Here is a 15,864-nt window from a genome sequence, read left to right as displayed (position 1 = left end):
CGCGATATGGGACCGTATGAGACCGTTCAGTGAAGCTTGACGGCAGAAAATGCCGCACGCCTCAATCGATCCGAAAAGAACAATGCCGTGGCGCGTCCCGCCCCGTGCAGGGTCACTCGATGTGCATGATGGAGCATTGCGTAGAGCAATTTGGCAAAGGCACCGTGCGCAGGAAGAACGCGATTTTGCCGGATTGGCGCTTCAAACTCCGCCGCAGCCTCTCTCGCGCCGAGCGACACTAGCGTCCCTCTCGGCCGATACACGAATGGCGGGCTGGCAGCTCCCTGGATCCGATGTTTAAGCGCACGGGCGAGGTATTCGGCCTGTTGGTGAGCGACCTGTGCCGTAGGTGGTAGGACACCCTTACCGTCAGCACTCGGTGCGGCGGCACAATCGCCAATCGCATAGACATCGGGTACGCCGGCACACGCCAGGCAATCGTCGACATCGACGCGATTGCCCTTCGTCGTCGGTAGACCAATGCTCGTCATGACGGGATGCCCAACGATGCCCGATGACCACACCATAATGTCGCATGGGAGCTTGTCGCCGCTCGCCAACAGCAGGCCGTCCTTGGACACTTGGCTCACCTGCTGTCCGAGCAAGACCTTGATACCGCGCTGTTGCAACGCCTTCTGCGCACTCGCGGAAGTGCGAGGATCAACGGCCGGAAGGACTCGCGTAGATCGATCGATTAGCGTTATGTCCAACTTTCCCGCTGCCCCCAGACCTCCGTATAGTTCCATGGTGTGGCCGGCATGGTGAAACTCGGCCGCGAGTTCGACGCCCGTCGCGCCCGCGCCGACAATTCCAATCCGCACGCGCGCAAGTTTTCCTGCACTGGCCTTGACGGCCGCCTCGAGAAAGCAGCGTTGGAGGCGCAGAGCCTGCTCGGTGCTGTCGAGCATGTGACAGTGCTCTCTGACGCCCGAGATACCGAAGTCGTTCACCCGACTGCCGAGGGCGAAGACTAACGTATCGTACGGAACGATACGCCGTTCTAGTAATTCATCCTCGCTCAGCGCGCTCGTGACGCTATCGACGACGATCGATCGTTCGTTCCTCGACCAGCCGACCAACTCGCCCAGACAGAACTCGAAGCCATGCCGATGTCCCAGCGTGAGGTAGCTGGTTTCGTCATCGGCCGCGCCAGCGAGGCCCGCACCAACCTCGTGCAATCGTGGTTTCCAGAGATGCGAGGCGTTGCGATCGACCAGCGTGACCTCGGCCATGCGGCCGCCGAGCGTCCGGCCTAGGCGACACGCCAGCTCCAAACCGCCTGCCCCACCTCCGACAATTAGTATCCGATGCAGCCCGGAATGATTTGGTCGCGTCACGATCGAACCCGCCTATGTCGCGCTCCCTGCAGGGGCGTTTTGTCGGCGAGATCTTAGTCGTCTGAAACCCCTGGCGGTCGTAAGCCGGGGTGATGCTCTCTGCGCTAACCGTTAGCGCCGCGTGCTCGTCCAGCTAACGCCAGCTTTCTTCCTCTCCGGGCGATACCATGGCTGAAGTCGTCGGTATCCAGGGGAGGACTTCCGATGACAGCGTCGTTTAAAGCCGTTCTGCCACCGCAGGGCCGCGACCTGAGGCTCGACCTTTTTCGGGGCATCGCGAACTGGGCGATCTTTCTAGATCACATCCCCAACAACGTCCTAAATTGGGTTACTACGCGCAACTACGGCTTCAGCGACGCTGCCGACCTCTTCATCTTCATTTCCGGCTATACGGTCGCATTCGTATTCGCAAAGAGTATGATTGATCGCGGGTTTGTCGTTGGCTCCACGCGTTTATTGCGGCGAGCTTGGCAGATCTACGTCGCGCACGTAATGCTGTTCGTCATCTATCTGACGGAGATCGGATACCTCGCTCCAAAATATGGCGGCGAGGCGTTTCTCGACCAGTTCAACGTCCACATCTTCCTCCAACAGCCTGCACAGACGCTGTTCTATGGATTGATGTTGGCGTTCAAGCCAGTGAACATGGACGTACTGCCGCTCTACATTGTTCTGATTGGGCTCTTTCCACCCGTCCTTTGGGCGATGTTGCGCGCTCCCAATCTAACTATGCTTGGCTCCGTCGCACTATATCTCGTGTCCCGCCATTTCGGCTGGAATTTGCCTGCCTATCCGCACGGCAGGTGGTACTTCAACCCGTTTGCCTGGCAGGTGCTGTTCGTATTTGGCGCTTGGTTTGCACTCGGTGGATCTGGAACGTCCATGACGTTCATCCGGTCGCGAACAGCTTTGACACTCGGGGTCGCATACTTGCTATTCGCAGCGATTATCACGTTCAGCGAGACTTTTTCCGTCGTCAGGAGTTTCGTTCCGGATATTGTCTACGACCAGTTCGTTCCGAACGACAAAACGAATCTGGCGCCATACCGTCTCGTCCACTTCATCGTGTTTGCTTTCCTCGTAGTGAGGCTTCTGCCTCGCGACTGGCCTGGTTTGGAATGGAAGGGATTCCGTCCAGCGATCAAGTGTGGTCAACAATCTCTCGAAGTGTTCTGTGCCGGCATCTTTCTTTCGTTCGCCGCTCACTTCGTCCTGGCGGAGGTCTCGGGTACTATTCCGATGCAAATTTTCGTCAGCATCGTGGGCATCGCGGCAATGACCGCCGTCGCATACTATCGTTCCTGGTCAAAGCAGCAGGACAAGCCGGTTAAGAAGCCCACCGCAGAACCTGCCCCCCGGGTGGCCAACTCGGTTCTAGTCCACGGCGGCGGTGGAACTAGCTATGTCGGGAGATCGCTCGATTAAATGATGGGTTCAGAGCAGCGCCATGAATACGAGAGCGGGCGTCAGTTCCAAAGCGCAAGTAGATCTTGAGCACGCCGACGGTGCGGCCCTTGCAGTCCCGTCGGGGCGGTCGCGATAGCTTTGCGTAAATTATCGGACGCTTCGTCGATCCGCCCTCGTCCGTGAAGAAATTCGGCTAGATCCGTTGCGGCCCGCAATACCCAGACCGCGACTCCTTGATCGGCTGCTACGCTCTCTGCTTCGCGTAGCAGTCCCTCTGCTTCCGCGAACGCTCCGATAAGCATCTTGAGACGCGCCTTTCTGCGGAGAAAGTCGGAACGACCGAAGCCCATCAGATACTGTTGGTCGCTTTCGAAGCTCTCCATCGCGCGAAGGCCTTCCCTGACCTGCCCGATAGCGGCGCGCACCGACCCGAGAACGGCAACGAAGAGCGGATCGAAAGGACCGTATCGCGCCTTCTTCAATCTATCGAGTCCAGCCTCAAGAAACTTCGCTGCTGAGGCGTGCTTCTGCTGCAGCGAATGCGCGCAACCTTTGTAACAAAGCGCCATCCCCAGATGACTTGATAGGGAGTGCTGCTCCGCGGTCGAATAGAGTTCTTCCGTCTCACAGCTGATCGTCCTGATCGACGCGGCAGATATGAGCCTTGCGGCGATCGACCACTGCAACGCTTCGCACAGCGGCAGCGCCTTTTGAGTCGAACGCGCTTCGCTGACGCCGGTCTCTACGTCCCTTAGCCCCTCCTCCACGTGGCCTTGCATGCATTTGGTGAGGCCCAGAAGGCCGAATGCGTCGGAACGGCGGTCGAAGCCCGTTGTGGACATGAAGTAGGCGCGGAATTCGGCAGTTTCGTCGCGGATGAATTGCTCGAAATGAGCTCTCGCCGCACCTAGACGTCCCATATGATGCAGCGTCGTACCGCGCATCCAACCGATCGAAGCTTTGAGATTGGCGCTGTTCGAGCTCAGCGCGATCTCTTCAAACATCCGCGACTGTTCGTCGGCTGCCGGATAGTCGGGAAGTCGGATATTGAACGTCCATGTCGCCACCAGGAGCCTGACCCGGGCGCGACCATCCTTGCTTGCTTCCGCCGCGTCGCCCTTACGCATCCAATCGCGATAGCTCGCGTCCGCGGTTCCACTCGTAAAGATCTCTGTGGACGTGATCGCTCCATGTATCGCTTGCCCCTCAGACGATTCCCGAAGACCTTGCGTCAATTTCGAGAACGCGACTTGCATTCTGGCGCCGCACTCGGTCAGGAGAGACAAGCCAAACCACACTGGCAATGATTCGGCCGCTATGGACGCGGCCAGAGCCAGATCTCCGCTCTCCGACAGTGACCAGTTCAGCGCTGACCTGATATTGTCGAGTTCCGGTAGGAACGCAGTAGCGTTGAGATGGGGTGAAGGCCCCTCTTTACCCTTCAACATCTTCGAAATGTGGACAGCATGTCGCTGACCCACTTCTTGTTGCTCGAACGATTCTGTCAGGAGCGACAGGGCAAACGCGCGCGTCGTTTCCAGCAGGCGAAACCGCGGTTGGCTATCACGAAGATCCGGTGCGATCAGTGACTTGAGGACAAGAGTTGCAACCGTTGCCGCCAGGTCGATCTGTTGGTCCGGGTCCGGCACCACGGCAGCCGCGGATTCGATGGTAAATCCGCCCGAAAACACCGAAAGCCGCCGCAGAACAAGCTTTTCCGTCTCGTCCAGCAGTTGATAGCTCCAATCGAGAGCAGCAGCCAAGGTACGATGCCTAGACAACGTCGCTCTTCTTTCCGTACGGAGCAACCTCAACCGATCGTCAAGACGAGAGGCTAGGCCAACGACACCAAATGATGGAATGAGCGCTGATGCGAACTCGATCGCAAGCGGCACTCCTCCAAGCTTGCGGCAAATCAAGGACGCTGCCAATGCCTCCTCGTCGCGCAAGACAAAGTCAACGTTGAGCGCACAAACACGTTCCGAAAGAAGCTGGATCGATGGGTAAGCGAGAGCTTCTTCCGCTCCGATAGGCATAGACTCCGGCGGAACGTCGAGAGGTTCCAGTCTCTGAATTTGTTCACCCGGAACTGTCAGCGGCTCGCGGCTGGTCGCAAGTATTCCGACTGACCTCGTGGATTGCAGGATCGCATGGGCCAGAGCCGCTACATGCTCGAGCAAATGCTCGCAATTGTCGAAGACTAGAAGCAACTCTCTGTTGGCGATCGCGCTTGTTATAGAAGGTATTGGCCTTGTCGATCGTACTTCGAGCCCAAGAACCGTAGCAAGCGCCGTGGGAACAAGCTCCGGATCGGAGAACGTCGCAAAGTCGACGAGCCAGACGCCGCCTTTCCATTTCGGCAGTTGTGCCTCAGCAGCATTCAAAGCCAGGGCGGTCTTTCCGACGCCGCCGGAGCCCACAATGGTCAGGAGTCTGTGAGGCCTCAGTCGCTGGCCAATATCCGCCAGATTAGCGTCGCGTCCGATCAGATGGGTGAGCAGAAGCGGAAGATTGCCGATCGGCTTCGCCGCGGAGAATCCTTCGGTGCGGGCGACCACGTCCACCCTGGAGGCGAAGCGATAGCCGCGGCCCGGTACCGTGATGATGTATTGACCGCTATTGTCGACGTTCCCCAAAGCCCGGCGAAGGGCAGCCATGTGAACCGATAGATTGGCTTCGACTACAACTGTGTCCGGCCAGACGGCGTCCATGATCTCCTGTTTCGTCAGCACCCGACCAGGGTTACTAACCAGCAAGTTCAACACGTCGAATGCTCGGCTTCCGAGACGAACCGGACGGTCACCCTCAAGCAGCATGCCTTGATCGGCAAGAAGCCGAAACCGACCGAACCGCAACTCTCCCAGTGGCTCAGGCGCCATCCGTTATGCCCGCATGAACTTTATCACACCCATCGTTACTGCCAGGCAGCGAGAAGCTTCTCTGCGCGCTCGCGATGGCGTCCCTGAAGTGTCGTTGGAATTGCCTCAACGGCTCCACGTAGGCCCGAGATGGCTTCAGTGCGGCGACCTGCCTCATGACACAATGCATACAGATCGGTAACCACCCTAACGTGGTTGAGTACCGCTCCCTGGTCCTTGGCGATATCGACGGCCCTTCTGAGTACATCCTCGGCATCAGATTCGCGCCCGACTAGCATTAACAATTGAGCTTTTCGGCGAAGATACTCGGCATATCCAAATCCGATCGGACTATCGCCTTTCAATTCGAATTGCTCGATTAGTCGCAGGCCGTCTCGGACTTGGCCCGCGGCCGCGAAGACACTAGCTAGTACGCCGACGAAGATTGGCTTGAACACGCCATATCTGGCGCGATCAAGGTTCTCGAGCCCGTGTTGAAATTGCTGTGCTGCGATCGCATATCGTCCCTGAAGGGCGAGTTGACAGCCGGCGAAGCATTGCGCCATGCCCAGATGGCTGGTGAGCGAATGATGTTCGGCTGTAGTCGTCATCTCATCGATATCGACACTCATGTTCGTCACGTCCGCTGCCGAAATGAACCGGCAAGCGATCGACCACTGTAAGGCTTGGCAGAGAGCCAGAGCTTTCTTTGTCTCGCGTGCCACCACAATTCCACTCTCCGCGTCGGCCATTCCGTCCGAGAGGTCACCTCGCTCACATTTCGTCAGGCCGATCAGTCCAAGCGTGTCCGACCGTCGATCGAAACCCGTTGCCGCCATCCACCAGGTACGAAACTCCGGGGTTTCTTCCCGAAGAAACGCGAGGAATGGCGCCATAGTCTCATCTAACCTGCCCATGTGATGCAAGGTCGTCCCGCGCATCCATTGCGTGGTCGCACGTAAGCTTTCAGGAGCGACCAGCGCGTAATAGGGATCATCTGCAGGCGGAAGCTCATGGGCAAGGCTTTCCGAGGATAGCGCCATGGCCTCGAAGGCGAGCGACTGTTCATCCGCTGCCAAATAATCAGGCACACGAACATTATACGTCCATCTTGCGATCAGCAGCCGTACGCGTCCGCGAATGTCATTCCGCGCCTCCGCGGCGGCCGCCTTTTTCGTCCATTCGTCGTAACTATCCGCTGGCGTCCCTCGCGAAAAGATATCCGTAGCGATGGTGGCAATATGAACCGACTGCCCCTCCGGGGTATCCCGGAGTTCCGCCGGGAGCATCTCGAAGAGAGCCCTCATTTTCGAGCCGCATTCAGCGAAGAGGGACAGGCCAAACCATATCGGCAGAGAGCCCGCCGCGATCGAGACGGCAAGATGGTGATTGCCGCGATCCGACATGGCCCACTGCAATGCTGCACGTATGTTGTCGAGATCGGGAGTAAACGAAGTGTAATCTGTGCGCGCCGACGGCAGTCCCTGCTTTCCGTGCAAAAGCCGCGCAAAGTACTCAGCGTGCCTGCGCTCGACATCTAAACGCTCAAACTCTTCTTCCATCCGCTCTAGCGCAAACGCTCGCGTCGTCTCCAGGAGACGAAAGCGGGAGTGATTATCGCGAAGATCGGCCGCAATCAGCGACTTTAAGACAAGACTCGTTAGAATGCCCGGCACGTCCAGCTGGCGGTCGGGATCCGACAGGACGGCATCGGCCGCATCGGTGGTAAATCCACCGGAGAAGATACCCAATCGGCGCAGAACGAGCTGTTCGGCAGGAGTTAGAAGTCGATAGCTCCAATCCAGTGCAGCCATCAATGTCCTGTGCCTAGGCGCGGCCGCTCGCCGTTCTCCGCGGAGTAGTCTCATACGATCGTCCAAGCGCGAAGCCAGCTCGCTGATGCCGAAGGATGGAATGAGTGCGGACGCGAACTCGATCGCGAGCGGCACGCCGGCGAGCTTTCTACAAATGAGCGACGCAGCTAGCGCATCCTCATCCCGAATCTCAAATTCCGGGATGACAGCGAGCGCTCGTTCGCGAAGTAGCGCTACGGATGAATAGGCGAGTGCCTCAACAGCGCCCACCGGACTGACATCAGAAGGGACTTCAAGCGGCTCAAGTCTATGAACCAGCTCTCCAGGTATCATCAGTGGTTCGCGGCTGGTCGCGATAATCCCCACCGTACTCACGCTTTGAAGAATTGCATAAGCCAGCGCTGCAATAGGTTCGATCAAATGCTCGCAGTTATCGAAGACAAGAAGCATCTCCTTGTCATGGAGAGCGGTGACGAGGGCCGGAGTCGGGTTTTGCGACCTTATTTCCAACCCGAGGACCGTCGCAAGCGCCGCGCAAACCAGGTCAGGATCGGAGAAGGGCGAGAAATCGATCAGCCACGCACCATGTCGCCAATGCGGCAGTTGATTTTCAGCGATGTTGAGCGCCAGAGCGGTCTTACCGACACCTCCTGACCCAACGATGGTAAGCAATCTGTGGGGCGCCACACGTTTCGAAATTTCGGCGAACACCTGATCCCGACCGATCAGGCGCGTTAACATGAATGGTATGTTTCCTGTGGTCTCGGTGACGGGATATTTTTCAGCACTCGTGATGACCTCGACCTTCGAGACGAAGCGATATCCTCGTCCGGAGACCGTCAGAATGTGCGGACCGGCTTGCCCTGTATCGAGCGCACGGCGGAGCCCTGCCATATGTACGGAAAGATTTGCCTCAACGACGGCTGTGCCTGGCCATACGTTGTCCATGAGCTCCTGCTTGGAGAGAACGCGGCCGGCATTTCTCGCAAGCAAGACTAGAATGTCGAATGCCCGGCTACCCAGTCGAACAGGTCGGCCTTCCTTGAGTAGTACGCCGTGGTTCGGGATGAGCCAAAATGGGCCGAACTTGAGGATATCGACTGGCCCAGTGATCGTCGTTTCCCCCTTGCTCAAGAGGTGCGCTCCAAGTTCTCACGGCTGATTCGGAATTTCGACGTGAGATCAGGCGACCGCCGAGCATTGCGAATTGCTGCAGCAAGATACGCTTTGTGCAATACCAACTGGGATTCGACGTGCGATGGCACCCGCCAGTTTCTCCTGTTCCCCGATGCTATCCCAGCTCAAGAACTCTACCCGATCCGACCAAGCAACGAAACCTTGCGGATCGGAGATCTCAATCGTCACTCTGCTCCGGCTTGGTTCGGCGCGGATAGTTCCGTGAAGGACCAGTGCGGCGCCCAGTTCACTGGCGACTTCGGCCACCGAGTAGCTTCTGTTTTTATATTGGAAGACGACGAGCCGGGGAGCCACTCTCAGCCCTGGCAAAGCTCCGCACGCATAGATCACATCGTCAGTAAGGCCGTCGGCGAAGCGGTGGTCTTCGGACTCAGCTGAAAGTGCCCGAAACGGCAAGATTGCGAGATCAACGGACGCTGTCGAGGTGCGCGCTCTGAGCTTGTTCGGCACGCCATCTGCCGACCTGACAGGTGTGTCGCGAAATAGAGGTCTGTAACCGCCCGTCGGCAATTCAATACGGATCGGGCGGCTGGCTCCGTCGGCTCGGTAGTATTCGTCCAGCTTTCGCCGAAGGCGCCGCGCTTCAACCCGGACCGTCGAGTCTATCCGCGGGTCGTATGGTTGTTGCTTCCCATAGAGAGCATCCCCAATGACAAGTTCCTTGAGGGTCTCTCCGCGTCCCGCCAACGACTCCTCAACCACGAACCTCAAGAGTGAGAAGAGGTTACCGCTTCTCGAGAAAATGGAGCTCGCCTCAAGGCAACGCAGTTCTTGGCGAATGATCGCTGCATCTGAGATTGCCAATTGGTTCATGAGGCCTCCGGTCCTTCGTGCCCCGCTGCACGCCAGACACAGAGGCTAAAAAGACTTGGACGGACCTCCAATGAAAACGTTTCAAAAAAATCCAAAAGTCCCGCTTCGGACCTTTTAGTGTTATATTACCTGTACGTAAGCATAAGTGAATCCTCCAGCTAACGTCTTCGCCTTAGACGGATGCTCCTTCTCCCCTGTAAGAGTCGTACACCTCCCGCGTTCCGGTGTTTCGATGGAAGCTTCTCCTTATTTTTCCGCGCTGGTTGGGCTCGCTGGCGTGGCCGTTGGCGGTATTACGTCGTTTGCGACGACTTGGCTGACACAGATTACGATCATGCGGGAGAAGCGCCTGCTGACCGAAACCGCTAAACGGGAAAAGCTATTCAGCGAGTTCGTCACAGAAGCGTCACGGCTATACAGCGACGCGCTCAGCCACGGTAAGGACGAAATTGCGGATCTGGTCAAACTCTATTCCTTGATCGGACGGATGAGGCTTATCTGCTCAGAAAACGTCATCGAGGCAGCGGAAAGGACGATGGACTCCATAGTCGACACGTACCTGCAGCCTAATCGCAATCTCAGAGAACTTCGGCAGATGGCTCGAACAGGCGGGCTCAATCCACTGGTCCAGTTCGACATCGCCGGCCGCAAGGAGTTGCAGCGCTACGGCTACAAAGGGCGGCACGCATGACTCGATCCGCCCAATTTGAGATCTCGATACACCTAAGCGTTTGACGCGCTACGGAGCGTGAATAAAATCAACCCCGGTGGCCGCTGTCGCCGTCTGGGCTATCGACGGATCGACGCTGTCACGGTTCGGATTATTCTGCCCGATCATCTGCGCCAGGCGCGCGGCCATCTGGGGCGCTATATGGCTGGCATGCGTCAGAATCCAGAACTGCCCTGTCTCGATGGCATCGAACGTGATCCGTGCGACATCTGCCGGCTCCATGGCATGTGGCGAGTCGATCGCGGAGACCTTCTTACCGTCGACCTCTCGCGTGCCGGCAATCGCTGTCTTGACCAACGCGGGGCACAGTACAGAGACCCCGACCCCGGAATTGTCTGCCTTTAGCTCCCTGTATAACGTCTCCGAAAGGCCGACGACAGCATGCTTGCTGGCAACGTACGCGGCATTTGCCGGCATGCTCAGAAGTCCGCCAACGGACGCGGTATTGAGGATGTATCCTGACTTCCGCGCGCGCAAGCCGGGCAGAAAAGATCTGATGCCGTTGATGACGCCCCACACGTTGATGTCTATCAACCTTCGCCAATCTGCCTCTGACGTCTCCCACGTCAGTGCAATCTTTGCTACGCCGGCATTGTTGCAAACGAGCCATGGCTGCCCTAGTCGATCGGTCGCCTGAAGTCTGAGCGCCTCGATGTCCGCCATGTTTCGAACATCGGTCTTCAACGCAGTCGCGCTCACCCCGATTGCTTCCACCTGATCCCTGGCTGAAACCAGTGCCTCTTCCCCGACATCCGCAAGAGCGACTTTCATTCCGCGTCGAGCCGCCTCTAGCGCGAGAGCCAATCCGATCCCACCACCCGCACCGGTGATGACCGCTACCTTGCCTTTCAGATCGCTCGTCATGTTCGTCATCGAACTGTCTCCGTCCTAGCTCTACACCTCAAGGCGTCATGCGACGTACTACGGTTTGGGGCGTATTGATGGAGGTGACGGCGCGTTTCCTTACGGTTAGCTCGCCTGCCCTTACTGCGGCCAAAGACAGGCCCTGCTTAGGATCGGCCCTCAACGAAGAGGCCCCAAATGACGCAGCAGAGCCAGTATCGAAAAGCCGCAGAGATCGTCGAAAAGATTCACGCAGTACTCGGTCGGTATCCGGGTTACCGCACGCTCCACGCAGACGGACGTCTGTACCGAGGAAGCTTCAAGGCCTACTCAGTCGCCCGGGAATTCACGCGCGCCGTACATCTACAGGGGGAAGAAGTGCCGGTGACGGTGCGCTTCTCGAAAGGAGGCGGAGATCCGTTCGCGCACTTCAGCTCGACTGTCGGAATGGCAACACGCTTCTATCTACCGGACGGTCGCGTCACCAACCTGGTAATGCTCAGCCAGAAGCTGTTCATCGCGCGATCGATTGACCAATTCATCGCGCTCGTTGAGGCCGCCGCTCCGACCGAGCCGGGTAAGCCTCCGAACATGGACGGCCTGAAGGCAATTCTCCCCCAACATCCGAACAGCGCGGCCGTGCTAAAGATGCGAGCTGAGTCGCCCGCGCCCATCAGCTTCGCGCACACGCAATTCCACGCCGTCCACACGTTCCTTCTTACCAATTCCGACAACGTAACGACTCCGGCCCGCATCCACTGGACGCCCGTGGCCGGCGTAAAAGGCCAGCCGGTCGCCCAGCTAGCACATGAGGACGTGTCAGTCCTATTCACGGAGCTCGACGAGCGGCTCAAGGAACGGCCGATTGCCTTTGAACTCGAACTCGAGCTCGCAGAGCCTGACGACATACTTGATGACGCGACCGTCCTCTGGCCTGAGGGACGAAAGCGCGTCTCGATCGGTCACTTGATTGTTTCCGCTCCGACAACCGAAGCGGAGTTCGGCGATGTCGTCATGAACCACGATCCGACGGCGCTCGTGGACGGCCTCGAGACCACTGACGATCCGATCATTCAGATCCGACGCGGTGTCTATGAACTGTCGGCCGCGCTGCGAAGTGGCGGTTGGCGCCACGCTGCAAAGTCCACCTAACCCTCACTGGAGACAAACCAATGGCCAATTTCGTTGAGAACGACCGGACCACCGATAACTTTGAGGTTCGCCATCAACCAGATGGACCCGGGCTTCGCTATGGCAAACGTGGCGAAGCCACTGCCGTCGTAAAGTTCTTACCAGGCGGAGCGAAGTTGCTGCGCGAACGCATCGGTCAATTTCAGGCAGAGTCGCGCTACTGGGAGGGAAGAATCGGCACTGTTCACGAGCTCCGGGTCATCATCATCAACGATGACACGCAGGCTCTGGTGACGGTCACATACGATGGGGACTTCGTACCCTATCTTGGTGATATCGTTCGCGAGGCTGGCCCCTGGTTCGACGGCCTCATGATTGGTGTGTGGGATGGCTACGACCGATCCTCTAAGCCCGAAACCCAGAAGATGATTGCGGACAGCCTCGTGACGGCAGAGATGTTCTACGTCTGTCACCACGACCTCACGGTCAAAGACGTCACAAGATTGAAGAGATTGGGCGGCGCCGTGTCCGAGCTTCTGGACGCGGCGAACTGAGGTTCTCGTGATGGGGGCAGAACTCGAACTGGCCGATATCCAAGGGACCGTCCTGCGAAATAGGCCAATGCCGTACTACGGCTCTTATCTCGTCTTCCGCATCGATGATGCGGACTGTGCTCGACGGGCGTTGACGAGACTTCTTCCCCACATCACATCGGCTGCCGATTGGGAGGCGCCGGCGGATGCGGCCTGGATCAACGTTGTGTACACAGCCGAAGGTCTTCGACGATTGGGCGTGAACGCCGAGATTCTGGCCGGATTCCCGCGCGCCTTTCAACAGGGGATGGCAGCGCGCAAAACATTTTTGGGCGACGTCGGAGATAGCGATCCGGCCAATTGGGATTGGCCTCACGGCGGTAATGGCTTTCACATGGGCCTCTTCCTCATGGGGCAGACGGAAGCCGCTCGCGACGCGAAGCTTGCCATTGGCCACGAGGCAATGCGCGGCCTCCCCACACTCCGGCTTATCTCTCGCTTGGATGTCGGTATCCCTCCAACCTTTCGCGAACATTTCGGCTTCGCTGACGGGATCAGTCGGCCGTTCATCGAGGGCGAAGGCGGCGCTCCTCTACCGGGTCAAGGTCAACCTGCGAAAGCGGGCGAGTTCGTACTTGGATATGAGAACGAGCTCGGCACGATTGCCAGTGCAGGTGGGCCACCTGAGCTTTGGCGCAATGGAACCTTCATCGCAATCCGAAAGATTAGGCAGAACGTTGCGGCGTTCCGCCGCTTCCTACGCGACAACGCAGATAGCTCGACTGGCCAGGAGTTCCTGGCGGCAAAGATGATGGGCCGGTGGCGCAGCGGCTGCCCGCTCGCGCTATCTCCAGACACCGACGATCCCTCCTCGCGAGCGACGTCATGCGCCGCAACGACTTCAACTATCAAGACGATCCCGACGGAAGAAGAACACCAGTCGGCAGTCACATCCGCCGCGTCAATCCGCGGGCTGCGCTAGATGGCACGATAACCGACACTCGCCAGCACAGAGTTCTTCGCCGCGGATCAGCGTACGGTCCGCTTCTGCCTGAGGACGCGACGGAGGACGATGGCAAAGACCGTGGAATAGTCCTCGCAATGATCAATGCTGACCCAGAACGCCAGTTCGAATTTGTACAGTCGCAGTGGATCAACGACGGCAATTTTATCGGAGAAGGCGCGCGCGGCGATCCTATCGTTGGCCGTCGCGACCACGCGGACGACTACGCGTTTCCAGCGCGCCCAGCTCGTCGGCACCTTAAAGGCTTGCCCGATTTCACGGTAGTCCGCGGAGGTGAACACGTATTCCTCCCTAGCCTGAGTGGCTTGCGCTGGCTGACACGCCTGAATGGAGGCATTCAATGACGCCAAATCGCTCTTCGTATCGCTTGCGCAGTGCCTCTATCATGATCCTGATCACCTTCGCGTTCGGTGAAAGTGTCGCATGCGCGGCGCGTCACGCGCGAAGAGCTGTACCGGATGGTCTGGGATAAGCTGATGATCCGGCTTGCCGAGGAATTCGGAATCACCGGAAACGGTCTGGCCAAGGTCTGCGACAGGCTGGACGTGCCTTATCCTCCGCGCGGCCACTGGGCCAAGAAGGAAGCCGGAAAGCCAGTCGTCACACTAAAGCTTCCACCTCGGCGGGACGGGATCCCAAGCGCGGCAGATATCCACCCTACGCCGCCAAAGCCGGCGCCTTCCCCTGCGGCTAAACAAGCCGCCGCGACGGTGGCCAATCGCATTCGTGATGTCGCGGTGCCTGAGCGCAACGAGAACCTTCACCCACGCGTGCAGACGTGGATCGCCAGTCACAGGAAACGCCAGAAAGAGCGCGAGCTGGAGAACAGGAATCGTCGTCGGGAGATCGGTTGGACGTCACCCTCGATCCCTGACCTGTCAGAGCGCGATCTGTATCGTTTCAGAGCCACCAGCGCGATATTTTATGCAGTTGAGAAGGCTGGTGGCACAATCGAGAAATCACCAGCGTCAGGCAAGATAACGTTCTTGATCGACGGGCATCAAGTCGAGTGCTCAGTCGTTGAAAAGATGGTGCAGTCCCTCAAGCAATGGCAGGAACAACGCAAATGGACCGCGTCCGCCGAGTATTGCAAGTCGGGTCAGGATTCTTCAGGCTTTCTGCGGGTCAGCATCACGACCTACTTGCAAGGTCGGCGGCCTGAGTGGGTCGAATCGCAAAAGATCAAGATTGGACAACTCATGCCAACTATCGTCGGCGCGATAATGGCGGCAGGGCCGACCCTTGAAGAAATGAAGCGTGAACGTGAAGAGCAGGAGAAGCGCTACCGTGAAGAGGAAGCGAAGCCCATCGATTGCGGGAAATCGACGAGAAGCGCTGCAACAAGTTTCGCGAGTACGCCATCAATTGGGAACAGAGGGAGAGATTGCTGACATTTCTCGCAGAGGTCGAGGCTCGGCTCGCGACCGAGGGTGACGTCACGGTCTCAGATCGCACGTTGAGGGCATGGGTCGAGTGGGCAAAGGCGAAAGCGGAAGCCCTCAATCCGTTTGGCGGGGGCGCTGTGGGGATGTTTGAGACCATTGCGAAGGTAAAACAATGGCCATCAGTACCGCCCATTTACGACCGGTTATCTAAATGCACCTTTCAACAGGTGTCTGTAGCCGTGTTCCGTCATCCACTTGGCTCGGGCTAGATGGCTGTCAAACGTTTTGCGCGCCTGTACCGGCTCTCGATCAGGATCGATGGACAACACATTTCGTACGACCTCGCGCCAGTCGGTACCTTCAGCGTGAGCGTCAAGTAACCTCAGATAAGTCATACGGTGGGCGTGGTCATAGGGGGTTAAGGCCGGATCGGCCGGCGCAATTGCCGCAACACCGGGGCGGGTCAGAGCATTACGCATAGGGTCCTCCCATCCACTCGCACCCCACGAATTCGGTTTTAAAGCCGTGGGTCAATAAACCACAAACCGCTTGGCTGGCGCAATGGATCTGCGTCAGCTATTCGCGACGAATTTGCGCCGCATTCGGCACCAGCGGGGAATTTCCCAGGAAGAGCTGGCCCATGAGGCAGCTGTCGACCGCGCTCATGTGAGCAAGGTGGAAAGGGGCATTACCTACGTAGGTTTGGAAATCATTGGCAAATTTTCTGCCGTCCTTGATGTTGAACCGGCAGAATTCTTCAAGCCGGTCAGCAAGAGGACGAAGCCTCGATAG

The 15,864-nt window shown here is 58.0% G+C and carries 14 protein-coding genes; 7 read left to right on the top strand and 7 right to left on the bottom strand.

All coding sequences use genetic code 11. The features are described 5' to 3' along the window. Positions 1–26: 26 nt before the first annotated feature. On the bottom strand, positions 27–1,337 hold the full coding sequence (locus Q2M23_RS23285) for an NAD(P)/FAD-dependent oxidoreductase (RefSeq protein ID WP_316397166.1): 1,311 nt from the start codon (positions 1,335–1,337) through the stop codon (positions 27–29). A gap of 204 nt (positions 1,338–1,541) precedes the next feature. On the opposite strand from Q2M23_RS23285, the gene Q2M23_RS23280 reads away from it, so the two are divergent. Beyond that, positions 1,542–2,762 (top strand): OpgC domain-containing protein, encoded by a 1,221-nt coding sequence (locus Q2M23_RS23280; protein ID WP_316397165.1) that lies wholly within the window; start codon positions 1,542–1,544, stop codon positions 2,760–2,762. Positions 2,763–2,803: 41 nt separating this feature from the next. Here Q2M23_RS23280 and Q2M23_RS23275 read toward each other — a convergent pair whose 3' ends face one another. From Q2M23_RS23275 to Q2M23_RS23265, 3 genes are all read right to left on the bottom strand, one after another. Next, the gene (locus tag Q2M23_RS23275) at positions 2,804–5,560 is read right to left on the bottom strand and encodes an ATP-binding protein (RefSeq protein ID WP_316397164.1); all 2,757 of its coding nucleotides are present in this window, start codon (positions 5,558–5,560) and stop codon (positions 2,804–2,806) included. Positions 5,561–5,658: 98 nt separating this feature from the next. Next, complete coding sequence (locus tag Q2M23_RS23270; RefSeq protein WP_316397163.1) at positions 5,659–8,550, bottom strand: ATP-binding protein; 2,892 nt, start codon at positions 8,548–8,550, stop codon at positions 5,659–5,661. Positions 8,551–8,598: 48 nt separating this feature from the next. Further along, entirely contained in the window at positions 8,599–9,426 is an 828-nt protein-coding gene (locus Q2M23_RS23265) for a hypothetical protein (protein ID WP_316397162.1), read from the bottom strand. A 232-nt stretch (positions 9,427–9,658) separates the two neighbouring features. On the opposite strand from Q2M23_RS23265, the gene Q2M23_RS23260 reads away from it, so the two are divergent. Further along, complete coding sequence (locus Q2M23_RS23260; protein WP_316397161.1) at positions 9,659–10,117, top strand: hypothetical protein; 459 nt, start codon at positions 9,659–9,661, stop codon at positions 10,115–10,117. A 48-nt stretch (positions 10,118–10,165) separates the two neighbouring features. Here Q2M23_RS23260 and Q2M23_RS23255 read toward each other — a convergent pair whose 3' ends face one another. Then, positions 10,166–11,029: an SDR family NAD(P)-dependent oxidoreductase gene (locus Q2M23_RS23255; RefSeq protein WP_316397160.1), complete on the bottom strand. Its 864-nt coding sequence runs from the start codon at positions 11,027–11,029 to the stop codon at positions 10,166–10,168. Positions 11,030–11,197: 168 nt separating this feature from the next. Between Q2M23_RS23255 and Q2M23_RS23250 the strand changes: the two genes are divergently transcribed. From Q2M23_RS23250 to Q2M23_RS23240, 3 genes are read left to right on the top strand one after another with little or no spacing between them, the layout of a single operon-like run. Next, positions 11,198–12,151 carry a catalase gene (locus tag Q2M23_RS23250; RefSeq protein ID WP_316397159.1) on the top strand — a complete coding sequence of 318 codons (954 nt, stop codon included), beginning with the start codon at positions 11,198–11,200 and terminating at the stop codon, positions 12,149–12,151. A 20-nt stretch (positions 12,152–12,171) separates the two neighbouring features. Next, positions 12,172–12,684: a hypothetical protein gene (locus Q2M23_RS23245; protein WP_316397158.1), complete on the top strand. Its 513-nt coding sequence runs from the start codon at positions 12,172–12,174 to the stop codon at positions 12,682–12,684. 10 nt (positions 12,685–12,694) lie between these two features. Next, a complete protein-coding gene (locus Q2M23_RS23240) occupies positions 12,695–13,645 on the top strand; it encodes a Dyp-type peroxidase (protein ID WP_410469754.1) in 951 nt (316 codons plus the stop codon). 47 nt (positions 13,646–13,692) lie between these two features. Here Q2M23_RS23240 and Q2M23_RS23235 read toward each other — a convergent pair whose 3' ends face one another. Continuing rightward, complete coding sequence (locus Q2M23_RS23235; RefSeq protein ID WP_316397156.1) at positions 13,693–13,968, bottom strand: hypothetical protein; 276 nt, start codon at positions 13,966–13,968, stop codon at positions 13,693–13,695. A gap of 195 nt (positions 13,969–14,163) precedes the next feature. Between Q2M23_RS23235 and Q2M23_RS23230 the strand changes: the two genes are divergently transcribed. Then, positions 14,164–15,078 (top strand): hypothetical protein, encoded by a 915-nt coding sequence (locus Q2M23_RS23230; protein ID WP_316397155.1) that lies wholly within the window; start codon positions 14,164–14,166, stop codon positions 15,076–15,078. A 197-nt stretch (positions 15,079–15,275) separates the two neighbouring features. Here the strand turns inward: Q2M23_RS23230 and Q2M23_RS23225 are convergent, their stop codons facing one another. Next, a complete protein-coding gene (locus Q2M23_RS23225) occupies positions 15,276–15,551 on the bottom strand; it encodes a DNA -binding domain-containing protein (protein ID WP_316397154.1) in 276 nt (91 codons plus the stop codon). 82 nt (positions 15,552–15,633) lie between these two features. Here Q2M23_RS23225 and Q2M23_RS23220 point away from each other — a divergent pair, with 82 nt between their 5' ends. After that, positions 15,634–15,864: a helix-turn-helix domain-containing protein gene (locus Q2M23_RS23220; protein ID WP_253588833.1), complete on the top strand. Its 231-nt coding sequence runs from the start codon at positions 15,634–15,636 to the stop codon at positions 15,862–15,864.

Origin of the sequence: Bradyrhizobium sp. 33ap4, from assembly GCF_032654765.1 — a bacterium.
Taxonomy (GTDB): Bacteria; Pseudomonadota; Alphaproteobacteria; order Rhizobiales; family Xanthobacteraceae; genus Bradyrhizobium; species Bradyrhizobium australafricanum.
Note: the sequence above shows the minus strand (reverse complement) of the source record. Positions and strands in the feature narration are given on the sequence as shown.